The sequence below is a fragment of the Dactylosporangium sp. NPDC049525 genome, from assembly GCF_040676755.1.
Lineage (GTDB): Bacteria > Actinomycetota > Actinomycetes > Mycobacteriales > Micromonosporaceae > Dactylosporangium.
This window is the reverse complement of record NZ_JBFAPO010000066.1, coordinates 48426-63349: the sequence shown is the minus strand read 5'-3', so window position 1 is coordinate 63349 and position 14924 is coordinate 48426. Positions and strand designations below refer to the sequence as shown.

Annotated in this window: 15 protein-coding genes; 7 read left to right on the top strand and 8 right to left on the bottom strand. The window is 71.4% G+C overall.

Annotated elements, in window-relative coordinates:
- Positions 1-420 (bottom strand): helix-turn-helix domain-containing protein (locus AB0K00_RS49330; RefSeq protein ID WP_363537360.1); only part of this gene is annotated, 420 nt, incomplete at its 3' end.
- A 56-nt stretch (positions 421-476) separates the two neighbouring features.
- On the opposite strand from AB0K00_RS49330, the gene AB0K00_RS49325 reads away from it, so the two are divergent.
- Together AB0K00_RS49325 and AB0K00_RS49320 are read left to right on the top strand one after the other, a co-directional pair.
- Positions 477-626, top strand: a complete 150-nt coding sequence (locus AB0K00_RS49325) for a hypothetical protein (protein WP_363537357.1) — start codon at positions 477-479, stop codon at positions 624-626.
- Positions 584-1291, top strand: coding sequence for an alpha/beta hydrolase (locus tag AB0K00_RS49320; RefSeq protein ID WP_363537355.1), 708 nt, complete (start codon positions 584-586; stop codon positions 1289-1291). The genes AB0K00_RS49325 and AB0K00_RS49320 overlap by 43 nt, the downstream gene beginning before the upstream one ends.
- A gap of 5 nt (positions 1292-1296) precedes the next feature.
- Here the strand turns inward: AB0K00_RS49320 and AB0K00_RS49315 are convergent, their stop codons facing one another.
- The 4 genes from AB0K00_RS49315 to AB0K00_RS49300 form a co-directional block, all read right to left on the bottom strand.
- Positions 1297-1695, bottom strand: coding sequence for a hypothetical protein (locus AB0K00_RS49315; protein ID WP_363537352.1), 399 nt, complete (start codon positions 1693-1695; stop codon positions 1297-1299).
- Positions 1696-1742: 47 nt separating this feature from the next.
- Positions 1743-2222, bottom strand: coding sequence for a hemerythrin domain-containing protein (locus AB0K00_RS49310; protein ID WP_363537349.1), 480 nt, complete (start codon positions 2220-2222; stop codon positions 1743-1745).
- A 101-nt stretch (positions 2223-2323) separates the two neighbouring features.
- On the bottom strand, positions 2324-3541 hold the full coding sequence (locus AB0K00_RS49305; protein ID WP_363537346.1) for an NAD(P)-binding domain-containing protein: 1218 nt from the start codon (positions 3539-3541) through the stop codon (positions 2324-2326).
- Between the two features lie 2 nt (positions 3542-3543).
- Positions 3544-4092, bottom strand: coding sequence for an OsmC family protein (locus AB0K00_RS49300; RefSeq protein WP_363537343.1), 549 nt, complete (start codon positions 4090-4092; stop codon positions 3544-3546).
- An 88-nt stretch (positions 4093-4180) separates the two neighbouring features.
- On the opposite strand from AB0K00_RS49300, the gene AB0K00_RS49295 reads away from it, so the two are divergent.
- From AB0K00_RS49295 to AB0K00_RS49285, 3 genes are read left to right on the top strand one after another with little or no spacing between them, the layout of a single operon-like run.
- Entirely contained in the window at positions 4181-5392 is a 1212-nt protein-coding gene (locus AB0K00_RS49295) for a homoserine O-acetyltransferase (RefSeq protein ID WP_363537340.1), read from the top strand.
- Positions 5389-6702, top strand: a complete 1314-nt coding sequence (locus AB0K00_RS49290; protein ID WP_363537337.1) for an O-acetylhomoserine aminocarboxypropyltransferase/cysteine synthase family protein — start codon at positions 5389-5391, stop codon at positions 6700-6702. Before AB0K00_RS49295 ends, AB0K00_RS49290 begins: the two co-directional genes overlap by 4 nt.
- A 1-nt stretch (position 6703) precedes the next feature.
- Positions 6704-7186, top strand: coding sequence for a CoA-binding protein (locus AB0K00_RS49285; protein ID WP_363537334.1), 483 nt, complete (start codon positions 6704-6706; stop codon positions 7184-7186).
- Positions 7187-7189: 3 nt separating this feature from the next.
- Here the strand turns inward: AB0K00_RS49285 and AB0K00_RS49280 are convergent, their stop codons facing one another.
- Positions 7190-8842 (bottom strand): ABC transporter family substrate-binding protein, encoded by a 1653-nt coding sequence (locus AB0K00_RS49280; protein WP_363537332.1) that lies wholly within the window; start codon positions 8840-8842, stop codon positions 7190-7192.
- Between the two features lie 95 nt (positions 8843-8937).
- Here AB0K00_RS49280 and AB0K00_RS49275 point away from each other — a divergent pair, with 95 nt between their 5' ends.
- Both AB0K00_RS49275 and AB0K00_RS49270 read left to right on the top strand, forming a co-directional pair.
- Positions 8938-9933: an ABC transporter permease gene (locus AB0K00_RS49275; RefSeq protein ID WP_363537329.1), complete on the top strand. Its 996-nt coding sequence runs from the start codon at positions 8938-8940 to the stop codon at positions 9931-9933.
- A gap of 41 nt (positions 9934-9974) precedes the next feature.
- The gene (locus AB0K00_RS49270; RefSeq protein ID WP_363537326.1) at positions 9975-12740 is read left to right on the top strand and encodes a dipeptide ABC transporter ATP-binding protein; all 2766 of its coding nucleotides are present in this window, start codon (positions 9975-9977) and stop codon (positions 12738-12740) included.
- On the opposite strand, the gene AB0K00_RS49265 is transcribed toward AB0K00_RS49270, so the two are convergent.
- Both AB0K00_RS49265 and AB0K00_RS49260 read right to left on the bottom strand, forming a co-directional pair.
- Entirely contained in the window at positions 12741-14429 is a 1689-nt protein-coding gene (locus AB0K00_RS49265) for an SUMF1/EgtB/PvdO family nonheme iron enzyme (protein WP_363537323.1), read from the bottom strand. It lies immediately after the preceding gene.
- Complete coding sequence (locus AB0K00_RS49260; RefSeq protein WP_363537320.1) at positions 14422-14883, bottom strand: hypothetical protein; 462 nt, start codon at positions 14881-14883, stop codon at positions 14422-14424. Before AB0K00_RS49260 ends, AB0K00_RS49265 begins: the two co-directional genes overlap by 8 nt.
- Positions 14884-14924: the final 41 nt, after the last annotated feature.

Genomic DNA, 14924 nt, shown 5'->3' with positions numbered 1-14924 from the left:
GGGGGCCCCCCCACCCCCCCGCTCGCCGGCCGACCCGGTCGAGCCGGCCGACCCGGCCGAGCCGGCCGACCCGGCCGAGCCGATCGCCGCCGCGACCGCAGGGCTGACGTCCATGGCAGCGACCTTGAGCTGCCGGGCGGTCGGCTCCGGGTTGCGGTGCAGCAGCTGCCGGCGCCGGTCGGCCGGGTCTGGCTCGGCGATGACCGAGCCGACCTCGCGGAGCCGGGCCACGGCGCCGGAGACCGCGCTCTGCGGCAGCCCGGTCCGCGCGGCGACCTCGCCGACCGTCGTGCCCTCGTGCTCGTAGACGTCGCTCATGACGATGACGACCGTCCGCTCGCCGCCGCCCGTCGACGGCAGTGCCTGCTCGCCGATCTTCATCAGCGTCCGGCCGAGCAGGATCAGTTCCACGGGACCCATGTGAGCCACAGTACATCATTCTTGATGCATCAAAAATGATGCATTACGTTCGGGGCATGCACACCTCAATGAAGGTCGACGGCGCCCGCATCCACTACGACGTCACCGGCCGTGGGCCGGTCCTGTTCATCGCGCAGAGCGGTGAGGGGACGCCGGCCGGAGCGTGGACCTCGCCGGTCACCTCGCCGACCGGTTCACCGTCGTGACCTATGACCGGCGTGGCCTGTCCCGCAGCCGGCCCGACGACCCGGCCGCCCCGGTCTCGATCCGGCGGCACGCCGACGACGCGGCCGCCGTCCTGCGCCAGGTCACCGACGCCCCCGCGCTGATGCTCGGGCTCAGCCTCGGCGCCGCCATCGGGCTGCACTTGCTGGACGCGCACCCCGGAGCCGTCGGCACGCTGATCGCGCACGAGCCGATCGCGCTGCGGTTCCTCACCCCGCCTGCCGAGGCGGCGGCGCGGGCGCAGCTGGACTCCGTGCGCGTGGCGCACCGGCAGGACGGCTGGCGCGCCGCGGCGGCGCGGGTCGCGGCGGTGCTCGGCATCAACCCGCACGAGCAGGACACCGAGCCGGGCATCACCGCGTTCCCGTTCACCGACCAGCGCGCCGCCAACTTCGAGTACTTCCTCGGCAACGACCTCGCCGCCGTCCTCGCCGACACGCTCACCCTCGGTGACGTCCCGGCCGGCGCGCAGATCCTCCCGGCCGTCGGGCGGACCAGCCCACCGGACGGCTTCGACTACCTGGCCGCGCAGGCGCTCGCCGCGCACCGCTCCGTGGCCGCCCACCAGTTCCCGGGCGGGCACAACGGCAACCTCACCCATCCCCGTGCGTTCGCCCAGCGGGTCCGCGAGCTGCTGGCCGCCTGAGCGTCTCAGCGGGGGACGAGATGGCGGGCGGCCGCGTTGAGGAGCATGACGGCGCCGATCAGGACGGCGAGGATGGCCGCGGCGAGGATCAGGTAGACGATGTGGAAGCCGCCGTCGAAGGCGCCACGTGCGTAGCCGAGCGGGATCAGGAACAGCAGCGAGCTGCCCTTGACCGCGACGTTGGCGCCGCGGGCCTGCCCCCGCAGCATCAGCCGGACGCCGACGGCACCGACGACGCCGATCAGCAGCAGCGGGATCCCGATGATGATCGGCGCGGCCGAGTCGAGCGACGACCCGCCCGCCGCGCCGATCCCGGCGATCACGAACAGCGTGCCGGCGAGCGCCGCGTTGACGACTGCGATCAATGCGGCCACGGCGATGCCGAGGCGGACGGTGCGGTGCATGCGGGCCCCCGTGGCTCGAAGCGGTCGACCGAAACGATCGAACCCTATCAACAGGGCGGGGTTCGGAACCCGAACACCATCTCGGACCATCCGGTGTCTGGTGTACCGCCATCGAGCGCCACGCTGATCGCCCGTTCCTCGAACCCGAAGTGCGACTCGACGATCGCCGCCAGCCCGTCCAATTCGCCACTGATCGCGTCCAGTGCGCCGTCCGGGGAAGCGGCGAGGGTGGCGATGCGGGACAGGATCCACGCGATCATCTCGTGGTCCTCGACCAGCTTGTCGATGGTGGGCGCGAGGTCGGGCCGCAGCCGCAGCAGCTCGGCGAACATGCCCGCGTCCTCGCCCTGGTGGTGCGCCGTGATCGCGGTGCAGAACGCGAGGCAGTGCGTCACGAGCGCGTCGCTGGAGGGTTGCCGGCGGCCCAGGTCAGCCTTGAGCGTCCTGAGCCGGGTGCGGAGTTCTTGATGCGCCTGCGCGAGTTGCAGGCTGAGCGCGACAGCGCGGTCGCGGTCGGGGGAGGCCATGAACGGCGGCCCTTCGGTCCCGCACCTCCATGCCTGGCGCAGACCGCCACCGGCACGCGATGCTCCCGCCATCCGATCACGGACCGGCCGGAAACCACAACCTAGCGACCGGCGAGATGACCGGCCAGGTGCTCGACGATGTCGCGGGCGTCGTCGGAGATGCCGTGGATGAACGTGGACTTGCGGCGGCGCAGCACCGGCAGGCCCAGCGCATACAGGCCGGGGCTGGCGAGCACCCCGCCGTCGTGGTCCAGGCGGCCCTTCGGGTCGAGGACAGGCACGTCGAGCCAGTGGTAGTCCGGCCGGAACCCGGTGGCCCACACGATGCTGCGGATCTCGCCGGAGCGCAGATCGAGCTGCAGCCTGCTCGCGGCCGGCACAGTGGTCGGCGCGAACCGCTCCGGCGGGTTGTCATCAACCAGTCCCAGCGCGTCGAACGTGTCCAGGAGCCGCTGCTGCTTGAGGTCGGCGAGGGCGAACACGTTGCGCAGCCCGCCGGAGAACAGTGCCCGGCCGTCGCGGATCGCCGCCCAGCGGCCGACGAGCTGCACGCCGAGGCCGGTGAGCGCGTTGAGGTCGAGGGTGGTGCGCTCCGGGGTGCCGGCCAGCTGCGGCGAGGGCAGCCGGCGGGCACGGGTGAGGTCGTCGATCTCGTCGTAGCGCTGGTCCCACACGCCCGAGGCGTCCATCCACCACAGGATGTCGCGGCCGCGATACGTGCGGGGCAGCCGCGTGTGCTCGCCGACCGACAGCGTCACCTGGCGGCCGGAGCGCTGCAGCTCGGCGGCGAGCTGCACGCCGGTCGCCGAGGCCCCGACGACGAGGACGCCGCCGTCGGGGAGCTTCTCGGGGCCGCGGTAGTCGAACGGCGTGAACTGCTCGACGCCGGCGGGCACCGCCTCGCTGAACGCCGGGACCACGGGGCGGTTGCAGGCACCGCTGGCGATGACCACGGTCCGGGCCCGGAACGCGCCGTCAGAGGTGACCACGTGATACCGGTCGCCGGTGTACGAGACCGACGTGACGGTGGTCGAGGTCCGCACGGGCGCGGCGGTGGCGACGGCGAAGCGCTCGACGAAGTCGACCACTTCGCCCATCGTCATGTACCCGTCGGGATCGGGGCCGTCGTAGTGGTGCCCTGGCAGGCGGGACTGCCAGTTCGGGGTGAGCAGCCGCAGGGAGTCCCACCGCTCACGGCGCCACGAGTTGGCGACCTCGCCGCGCTCCAGCACGACGTGGTCGATCGACCGCTCGCGCAGGAAGGAGCTGGCGGCGAGGCCGGCGTGCCCGGCACCGATGACGACGGTGGTGACGTCCACGGTCAGGCGACCTCGACCGTGACGTCGGTCGGGTTGGTGAGCGCGTCGAACACGGCGGAGCGCTTCTGGGACTGGGCGACGAGCGCCTCGATGTCCTCCTTGGAGGCGTCGGCGTCGATGTTGAACGTCACCTTGATGTCGTTGAAGCCGTTGCGCACGTCGCTGTCGGCACCGAGGATGCCGCGGATGTCGTGCTTGCCCTCCACGACCGCGTCGACCGAGCGCAGCTGGATGCCGCGGTTCTGCGCGACGGACGCGACGCCCGCCGTCAGGCAGCCGGCGAGGCCGACGAGCAGGTATTCGATCGGCGTGATGCCGTTGTCCTCGGCGGCGAAGACCGCCGGGTGGTCGGCGTCGAACACCGACTCGGCCTTGTGGCTCTGCTCCGCGCCCAGGCCGTAGAACTGCTGGACCCGGGTGGTGCTGTGCACGCCGTGCTCCCACTTGGAGGTGGCCCGCCAGGTGAACTGTGCGGCCTCCGGCGCGCCCTGCAGCGCGGTGCGCGCCTCGAGCAGTGCCTGCACATTGACGCCGTTCTCAACGGTTGTCATCAGGTGAAGCTCCCTTCGATCCACTACATTCCCTATCGGGATGGTTGACAGTACATCGGCCGCCGGGGCTCCGGCTATGATCGCGCTTATGACAGCAGCCTCGACCCGCGCGGCCGGCTCGGTCGGTGTGGTCGAGACCCAGTATGCCGACCTGCCGGGACCCCTCCGGCTCGACTCGGGTCGGGAACTGGCCACCGTTCGTGTCGCATATGAGACGTATGGCGCACTGTCCCCCGAACGGGACAACGTCATCCTGGTCTGCCACGCGCTCAGCGGCGACGCGCACGCCGCGGGCCGGTCGACCAGGCCGGGGGAGAGCACCCGCGACGGCTTCGGGGCCGAGGACCGCGACGGTTCGGCCGGCAAGGGCCTCGGCTGGTGGGACGGGATGATCGGCCCCGGCAAGGCGTTCGACACCGACCGGTTCTTCGTGGTGTCCACCAACCTGCTCGGCGGCTGTGGCGGCACGACCGGACCGTCGTCGATCGATCCTGCGACCGGCCGGCCGTATGGCTCCGACTTCCCTGTGATCACCGTCGCGGACATGGTACGGGCCGAGCGCGCGCTGCTGGACGTGCTCGGCATCGAGCGGCTCGCCGCGGTGGCCGGCGGTTCCCTCGGCGGGATGCAGGCGCTGCAGTGGGCGGTGTCGTATCCCGACCAGGTCGACGCGATCGTCGTGATCGCCAGCACACACGCGCTGCACCCGCAGGGCCTTTCGTGGAACGCGATCGCCCGCGACTCGATCATGCGCGACCCCGACTGGCAGGGCGGTCACTACTACGGCACCGGCCGTACGCCCGACGCCGGCATGGGCGTGGCGCGGATGGTCGGGCACGTCACCTACCTGTCGTCGGTGTCGATGGGCGACAAGTTCGGCCGGCGGCTGCAGCACGCCGACGACATCCGCTACACGATCACCGACGCCGAGTTCGAGGTGGAGAGCTACCTGCGGCACCAGGCGGAGACGTTCGTGCGCCGGTTCGACGCGAACACCTACCTGTACACCTCGCGCGCCCTGACCTACTTCGACCTGGCCCGCCAGCACGGCGACGGGTCCCTCGGCCGGGCGCTGCAGCCGATCCGGGCCCGGACGCTGCTGATCGCGTTCAGCTCCGACTGGCTGTACCCGCCGGTCGCGTCGCAGGAGATCCACGACGCGCTGCGGGAGCAGGGCAAGCCCGTCGAGCTGCACGTGATCGACGCGCCCTACGGGCACGACTGCTTCCTGCTGGAGGAAGCCCGCCAGACGCCGATCATCCAGGCGTTCCTGGGAAGCGACGAGAAAGAGGCACCGTGACCGACACACCCCTGCGCGCCGAGGAGGCGCGGGAGTTCGGGTTCGAGACCCGGCAGCTGCACGCCGGGCAGCGACCCGACCCGAACACCGGCGCACGGGCCGTGCCGATCTTCCAGACGACCAGCTACGTCTTCGAGGACCCCGAGTCGGCGGCGGCGTATTTCAACCTGCAGGAGTACGGCAACACGTACTCGCGCATCATGAACCCGACGGTCGCGGTGTTCGAGGAGCGGGTGGCGAACCTCGAGGGTGGCAGCGGCGCCGTGGCGTTCGCCAGCGGGATCGCCGCCCAGGCCGCGGCCCTCTTCACGCTGCTGCAACCGGGCGACCACATTGTGTCGTCCTCCGCGCTGTACGGCGGCACCGTGAACCAGTTCAAGCACCTGCTGCGCAAGATGAGCGTCGAGGTGACCTGGGTCGACCCCGACGACCCGGAGGCGTGGCGCAAGGCCCTGCGGGACACCACGAAGGCGTTCTTCGGCGAGACGATCGGCAACCCGTCCGGCAACGTGCTGGACATCGAGACCCTCGCCGGCATCGCACACGAGCACGCCCTGCCGCTGATCGTGGACAACACGTTCGCCACGCCGTACCTGTGCCGCCCGATCGAATGGGGCGCCGACATCGTCATCCATTCGGCGACGAAGTTCATCGGCGGCCACGGCACCAGCATCGGCGGCGTCGTCGTGGAGGCCGGCACCTTCAACTGGTCCAACGGCCGGTTCCCGGTCGTCGCCGACCCGTCGCCCGCCTACCACGGGCTGCAGTTCCACGAGACGTTCGGCACCTACGGGTACCTGATGAAGCTGCGCGCCGAGACGCTGCGCGACCTCGGGGCGGCGCTGTCGCCGTTCAACGCGTTCCTGTTCCTGCAGGGCCTGGAGACGCTGTCGCTGCGGATGGACCGGCACGTCGCCAACGCGCTGAAGGTCGCGCAGTTCCTGGAGACGCACGAGCTGGCCGCGAACGTCACGCATCCGGGGCTGCCCGGTAGCAAGTATCGTCCGCTGGTGGACAAGTACCTGCCGCTCGGCGCGGGGGCCGTGTTCTCCTTCGAGTGCGCGGGCGGCCGCGACGGCGGGCAGGACCTGATCCGCGGCGTGCAGCTGTGGTCGCACCTGGCCAACGTCGGCGACGCGAAGAGCCTCATCATCCACCCGGCGAGCACCACGCACCGCCAGCTCAGCGACGACGAGCTGCGCGCGGCCGGCGTCGCGCCCGGCACGGTGCGGCTGTCGGTCGGCACCGAGTCGGTCGACGACCTGATTTGGGACCTGGAGCAGGGCTTCGCGAACGTCAAGGCAGGCTGAGATGACCGACCTCGAGCGGTACCAGGACCCGCTGACGATCCAGCGGGTGCTGCACGGCGCCAAGACGATCGCGGTCGTCGGGCTGTCCGGCAACGAGCTGCGCGCGAGCCATTTCGTGGGCTATTACCTCAAGCGGCACGGGTACCAGGTGATCCCGGTCAACCCACGCGAGCCGCGGATCCTCGGCGAGACCAGCTACCCGAGCCTGCACGACGTGCCGGTGCCGGTCGACATCGTCAACGTGTTCCGCGCCCCGGACGCGCTGCCGGGCATCGCCCGGGACGCGGTCGCGATCGGGGCGAAGACCCTGTGGACCCAGTTCGGCGTCATCAACGCCGAGGGTGCGCAGATCGCCGAGGACGGCGGGCTCACCGTCATCGTGGACCGCTGCCTGAAGGTCGAGCACGCCCGGTACGTCGGACGGATGCACTGGCTCGGATTCAACACCCAGCGCATCACGTCCGTCCGCGGCGGCCTGCAATAGCGGTTACGAGGTCCAGCCGACGTCCACGTACTGCCGCTCGCTGCTCAGGCCGAACGCGCCGAAGTTCGCCAGCCCAGGGCGGACCGCGGAGATCTGCGGGGTCTGGAACAGCGGCACCGAGTGCCCGGCCTTCCACAGCAGCACGTCGGCCTGGTTGAGCAGGTCGACGGCCTTGGCCCGGTTCGTCTCCGCGCCGGCCTGGTCGAGCAACTTGTCGATCTCCGGCGCCCCGACCTTGCCGTAGTTCTGCTCGCCGTCGCTGCGGTACACGGGGAACAGCAGCGACGGGTAGATGTTGTCGACGTTGCGGAAATAGGTGAGGTCGAACGCGCCCACGTTGACGTATTTGGCGAAGAAGTCGTTGCTGGGCACCTTGCGCAGCTCGACGTCGATGCCGACCTGGGCGAGCATGTTCTGGATCAGCTGCGGCAGGTCGGTGCTGGCCCGGTTGCTGACGACGAAGACGAGCTTGAGCGCCGCGCCGTCCTTGGTACGGGCCTTGCCGTCCGAGCCCGCGGCCCAGCCGGCCGCGTCGAGCTGCTGTTTGGCCCGGGCGACGTCGAAGCGGCCGGTGTCGCCGCTGTTGTCGCGGTACCCGTCCTGGCTCGGCATGAAGAAGTGGTTGCCGATCGTGTTCACCTTGAACGGCAGCCCCGCCGACTGCGCCGCGGCCAGGGCGGTGCGGTCGATGGCGTTGGCGACGGCCTGACGCACCCGCTCGTCGCCGAGGGGACCGTTGTGGCCGACCGTCAGCTGCGTCTCGTCCCAACGGCCGCCGGTACGGATCGCGGTGTTCGCGGCGCCGGAGAGGCGCTTGTACGCGTCGGCCTCCCGGCCGGGAGCCTGGTCGATCTCGTTGTTGAGATACGCCTCGGTGATCGCGGTCGCGTCCAGGGCCCGGAACACCACCGAGTCCAGCAGCGGCTTCGCGCCCCAGTACTTTTCGTTCGGGACCACGGTGATCGTCTGGGCGGTCTTGTCGGTGGTACCGATCTTCCACGGCCCGCCCCACACCGGGATCTTCTCGATCCAGCCGGTGTTGAACTCCTCCGGCGTGTCGAGCGCGGCGCCGGGCATCAGCGGGTTGAACAGGGACTGCCAGTCCGCGTAGGGCGCCTTGAACGTCACCTTCGCGGTCCGGTCGTCGCCGCCGCGCTCGACCCCGGTGATGGTGTCGTAGCCGGTGGTGGAGGCGACCTGGAACCGGTCGTCGGTGCCGTTGAGCGTCTTCCACTGGGTGGCGAAGTCCTGCCACGTGACCGGGGTGCCGTCCGACCAGGTCGCCTTGGGGTTCAGCTGGTAGGTGACGACCTGCTTGCCCCCGTCGGTGCCGACCTCGGCGGAGGCGAGGACGTCGGGGTTCGCCGCCGGTACCCCGTTGGCGTCGAGGAACCACAGCGCGGGCTGGGTCAGCGCGAGGATCGACGCGCCGTCGCCCTGGGTGCCGTCGGTCTGGCCCACGTTGTACTGGGTGATCCACTGCTGGATCGACAGCCGCAGCGTGCCGCCCTTGCGCAGGGTGTCGCGCGGCTTCGGGTTGATGTCGGCGCTGCCGGTCTTCGGCTGCTCGCCCTGCTTCGCCGGGGCGCCGCCCCCGCCGCCGCAGCCCGTCACCAGTAGCAGCGCCGCAACCGCCAGCGCCATGGAGTTCCTCATCGAACCCGCCTTCCGTCGCTCCATACTTTGTCGATCAGCTATGTATACATCTTCTGATACGTTCATCGATACGATACGCATGAATGTGAGGTGTTGTGCTCGGCTTCCTCGCCCGAAGACTGGCGTACTACGTGGTGCTGCTGCTGTCCGCCGCCTTCCTGTCCTACGTGCTGGCGGCGACCGCGCTGTCGCCGCGCGCCTACTTCCAGGCCCGGGTGCCCCCGCCGCCGGCCGCACAGGTCGACCGGCAGCTGCGCGCCGTCGGTCTCGACGACCGGTCGCCGGTCACGTCGCGGTTCGCCGCATGGGCCGGCCGCGCCGCCCGCGGCGACCTGGGCGTCAGCATCACCGGCACCTCCGTCAACGACGAGTTCGGCCGCCGCATCGGGGTGAGCCTGCGCCTGCTGGTGCTCGGCACCACGCTCGGCATCGTGGCCGGGGTCGCCGCGGGCGCGTGGACGGCGGTCAAGCAGTACCGGCTGTCGGACCGCTCGTTCACGCTCGTGGCGTTCCTGTTGCTGTCCATGCCGACGTTCCTGGTCGCGCTGCTGCTGAAGATCGCCGCGCTCGCGTTGAACCAGGCCAGCGGCCGGCAGGTCGTCGCCTTCACGGGCGAGTCGACGCCCGGGCTGACCGGCCCGACGCTGAGCGTGCTCGCCGACCGGGCCGGGCACCTGCTGCTGCCGACGCTGTCGATCGGGCTCGTCGCGCTCGCCACCTACAGCCGCTACCAGCGCAGCGCCATGCTCGACGTCCTCGGCGCCGACTACCTGCGCACCGCCGAGGCCAAGGGCCTGTCCCGCCGCACGGCGCTGGTCAAGCACGGGCTGCGTACCGCGCTGATCCCGATGTCGACGTTCTTCTCGTTCGGGTTCCTCGGCGTCCTCACCGGCGCCACCTTCACCGAGAAGATCTTCGGCTGGCACGGGATGGGGGAGTGGTTCATCGACTCGGTGAACAACAACGACGTCAACGCGGTCGTCGCGGTGAACCTGTTCGCCGCCGTCACCGTCCTGCTGGCCGGGCTGCTCGCCGACGTGCTGCACGCCGTGCTCGATCCCCGCGTCCGCCTCGGCGGGCGCCGTGGCTGACACGCATGCCGGATCGCCGGCCGGGACAGGCGGTGGCCGCCGTGGCTGACGCCCTGACGGCCGAGCTCGGCGAGCTGGCCGACACCGATCGCGCACCGACGCGGCTGCGGGTGGTCGCCGGCCGGTTCCGCCGGGACCGCGGCGCGCTCACCGGCGCCGCGATCGTGCTGCTGCTGTTCGTGCTCGCCTTCGCCGGGCCGTACCTGACGCGCTGGTCCTACAGCGCGATCGACTACACCGCGCTGCGCGCCGCACCGTCGCCGGCGCACTGGTGGGGCACCAACGGCATCGGCCAGGACGTGTTCGCCCAGACCGTCCGCGGGCTGCAGAAGTCGCTGCTCATCGGCCTGGCCGTCGCCGTCGTCGCAACCGCCCTCGCGGCCGTGGTCGGCGCCGTCGCCGGCTACGTCGGCGGCTGGACCGAACGTCTCCTCGTGCTCGTCGTCGACCTGCTGCTGGTCTTCCCGTCGTTCCTCATCATCGCCATCGTCTCGCCCCGGCTGCGCAGCGGCGGCTGGGTCGCGTTCGTCGGGCTCCTCGCGGTCTTCGGCTGGATGGTGTCGGCCCGGGTCGTACGGTCGCTGACGATCTCGCTCAAGGACCTGCAGTTCGTGCGGGCGGCCCGGTTCATGGGCGTGTCCGCGCCCCGCATCATCGTGCGGCACGTGCTGCCCAGCACCGCGTCGTTCCTCATCATCGACGCGACCCTGGCCGTCGGCGCCGCCGTCATGACCGAGACGTCGCTGTCCTACTTCGGCTTCGGCGTCCAGCCGCCGGACGTGTCCCTCGGCACGCTCATCGCCGCCGGCACCCCGTCCGCGGTCACCTACCCGTGGATGTTCTTCTTCCCGGCCGGCCTGCTCGTGGTGTTCGTCCTCGCGGTGAACCTCGTCGGCGACGGGCTGCGCGACGCCGTCGACCCCCGCTCCCGCCCGGCCCGCGTCCCACGCACCGAGGTCGTCGCACCGTCCACGAAGGACACGACGGACGGTGCCGCGGTGCTGGAGATCCGGGGGCTGCGGGTCGCGTTCGGTGACGGGCCGCCCGCCGTGGACGGCATCGACCTCACCGTCCACCGTGGACAGGTGCTCGGCATCGTCGGCGAGTCCGGGTCGGGCAAGTCCGTCACCGTCCTCGCCGCGCTCGGCCTGCTGCCCGCCAACGCCGCCGTGTCCGGCAGTGTCGTCGTCGGCGGCACCCAGGTCCTGGGCGCCGCACCCCGCGACCTGCGGCGGCTGCGTGGCAACGTCGCCTCGGTCGTCTTCCAGGACTCGTTGTCGGCGTTGACTCCCGTGTACCGCGTCGGCGACCAGCTCGCCGAGGCCGTCACCGCGCACCGCGACGTCTCGCGCGCCGAGGCCCGGCGCCGCGCCGTGGAGCTGCTGCGGCTGGTCGGCATCCCGTCGCCGGAGCTGCGCGCCCGTTCGTTCCCGGACGAGCTGTCCGGCGGCATGCGGCAGCGCGTGATGATCGCGATGGCGATCGCGAACGACCCGGACCTCATCCTCGCCGACGAGCCGACCACCGCCCTCGACGTCACCGTGCAGGCGCAGATCCTGCGGGTCCTGCACGACGTGCGCGAGGCCACCGGCGCCGCCCTCGTCCTGGTCAGCCACGACCTGGGGGTGGTGGCCGGGATCGCGGACACCGTCGCCGTCATGCGCGCCGGGCACATCGTGGAACAGGCACCGGTGCGGGAGCTGTACGAGCGGCCGCGGGAGTCGTACACCCGCGAACTGCTGGACGCACAGCCCCGCCTCGACGCGGCGCTGGATGTGCGGAAACCTGTGGCCGGCGCGCCGGTGCTGCGGGTCGAAGGGCTGCGGCGCACGTTCGGCATCCACCGGGGACGGGTCTTCCGCCGGCGGGTCGGCAGCGTCCACGCCGTTGACGGCGTCGACCTCACCGTCCACCCTGGACAGACGCACGCGCTGGTCGGCGAGTCCGGCAGCGGCAAGTCGACCACGCTGCTGGAGATCCTCGGCCTGCGCCCGCCGGAGGGCGGCACGATCGAGCTGTTCGGCCGCGCCGTCGACCAGCGCCTCACCGCCGCGGACCGCTCGGCGCTGCGGGCCAGGATGCAGCTGGTGTTCCAGGACCCGTTCGCCAGCCTCGACCCGCGGCTGCCGGTCGGCGACGTGATCGCCGAGCCGCTCCTCGCGCAGGGTCACCCGCCGGTGCGGGCGCGGGCCCGGGTCGCGCAGGTGCTGCGCCTCGTCGGGCTCGACCCGGCGGTCGCCCGGCGCTTCCCGCACGAGTTCTCCGTCGGGCAGCGCCAGCGCATCGCGATCGCCCGGGCGATCAGCGTCGAGCCGGAGCTGCTGGTGCTCGACGAGCCGGTGTCCTCGCTCGACGTGACCGTCCAGGCCGCGGTGCTGGACCTGCTCGCCCGGCTGCAGGCCGAGCTCGGCCTGGCGTACCTGTTCGTCACCCACGACCTGGCCGTCGTCGCCAGGATCGCGGACGTGGTCAGCGTCATGTACCTCGGCCGGACCGTGGAGACCGGGCCGGTCGCCGACGTGCTCGGCCGGCCGCTGCACCCGTACACCCGGGCGCTGCTGTCCGCGGTGCCGGTCCCCGACCCGGTCGCCGAGCGGCAGCGCGAACGGATCCTGCTGCCCGGGGACCCGCCGGCGGCGGACGCGCGGCACACCGGCTGCCGGTTCCGCCCGCGCTGCCCTCTGTACGCCACCCTCGAGGCGTCCTTGCGCCCGGTCTGCGAGACGACCGAGCCCGCGGCCACGGCGTCACAGCCCGGCGGCAGCCACCTGGCCGCGTGTCATCACACCGGCGCCGTCATGCGCTGATCAGCCTTCGATCCCCCGAAGTGGAGGTCTCCGCAGGTGGAGCGCGTCACGGTGCGGCAGTGGGGGTTCGTCATCGAACTGGACCAGGACCACGATCCGGAAGCCGAGGTCTGTGTGGCTGGTGCCCATGCCCTCGGCGAGCAGGGCCGCGTTGATCCCCAGGTCGTTGGCGCTGACGTCGTCGAGAAACCCCCCGCCGCGGATCTCGAAGTCCCGATCGATGAAGCGGCGGTCACCGTCGAAGTCGCTGTCGTCGACCGCCATGATCGACATCTGTGGCCGTGGCGGGCGTTGCCGCCGCACCGGCACTCCGTAGCGGCTGTAGCACCACTCCCAGACGTTGCCGAGCAGATCGACGATGCCCCAGCGATTCGCCCGGTTCGCCGCGGGCGCGTCGGCTGGCGCGTTGGACTGGTCGTGAATGACCCGTTGGGCGCTGTCGGCGAAACGGGGCCGGCCGCGCCGTGCGAACGGGAGCAGCCCGCGCCATCCTGACCTCGACCCGGCCAGGTAGGCGCTGTCCCATTCGTCGGAGGTCGGCAGGTCGACGTCCACGATCCTGCCCCGGCGCCGCTCGCCGTCCGGCCCGGTCAGTTCCACCCCACGTGCGCCGCCGGCCAGCCAGCGACAGTACTGCCGGGCCCGCTCGGCATCGACACACACCACGGGACGTCCGTCAGCGTCGAAGCGCGCATCCGACCAGGGCTCGAACGGCCCGCGCCAGGCACCGTTCACGAACTCCTGGCCGGTCGGCGGATCCTCCTGGGTGTCGTCGACGAACTCCCGGAACTGCTGGTTGGTGACGGGATGGTCGGCGATCGCCACGAGCGCGTCCGGCCATCGATCCTCCTGCCGGGACGACTGCGCGGCGAGACCCGGCAGAAGGGTCGCGGTGCCGCCGCTGGGCAGCTGGACCTTCCAGACCGGCCATTCGGGCTCCCGGGTCAGGTGAAACGGCCCGCGCGACTGCCCCGCCAGGTACGGCACCGGCACGACCTCGCCGGTGGTGTTCTGCCGGCCGGCGACGATCGCGAGCCAGTTCGCCAGGTCCTGCACGGACAGCCGGCCGTCCCCGTCCCCGTCTGCCTCGTCGGGGCGCTGCTCCAGACCGGCGCAGAGCGACGCGGTCATGAAGCTGCCGCCGAGACTGTCCAGCTCGCGGGCCTGTTCGAGCCGGTCGCTGGCCAGCAGCACGAGATAGTTCGCCGAGGTCAGCCCCAGGTCGAGCTCCTTGAACGGCACGGCCGCGGCCGACTTGAGGCCGAGCAGCGCCGCGGCCGCGCCGGCGTGGCAGCAGTCCAGCACCAGCAGCCGGTTGCGGGCCTTGCAGAACGCCAGGGCGGTCATCACCCGTGCGACCGGAATCGCCGTTCCCAGGGGTGCGCGGTCAAGGTCGGTGTGGTGCCACAGCAGGACCAGCGTGCCGTTGAGCAGGACGCCGTGCCCGGAGAAGTAACACACGAACTCGTCGGTGTCATCGCAGGACTCCGCGACGCGCTCCAGCACGGCCAGCGCCTCGGCGACGTCCGCCTCGGGCGACGGCGACGTGACCGTGAATCCGCACTCCGGCGATGCGAGCGCGGCCGCGAACCGCTCGGCATCCCGTCGCGCATACTGCAAGGCCTTGATGCGGCTGGTGGCCGGACCGTTCGAGCCGAGCACGACCGCCAGCCGGCGCCGCTCAGTCATCGACCGAGCTCTCCAGGGCGATCTCGACCCCGAGCGCCTTCACGCTGCCGTGCAGCCGCTCCGCGACCTGGCCGTCGTCGGGGGTGACGAACCTGGCGCGTTCGACCCAGTGCAGGATGGGCTGCCCGTCGGCGCCCGGCACGGTCCTGCCTTCGCTGTCCTCCACCGCCACCAGCACCATTTCGCGAACCAGCACCGGCCTGCGGGTGAGCCGGTTGATGGCCCGGATGATCACCGGAGTCAGCGACGTCACCAGGGCGGAGACGCCGAGCAGGACGAGCAGGACGTCCTTGGTCCCGTCGGCACCGGAGGACGGATCCGACCCGGTGGTGGCCGGTACGGCTTGGCCTTCGCGCGCGAGCAGGTCGGTCAACGCCACGCCGTTGTCGGCGAGCAGTGTCGCGACCTCGGGTTTGATCAGCACGTACACGTCGGACGTCGGCACCGCCGTCAACGAACACCTCCAGGGTCGACGTCCATCGTCAGCGACGCCGA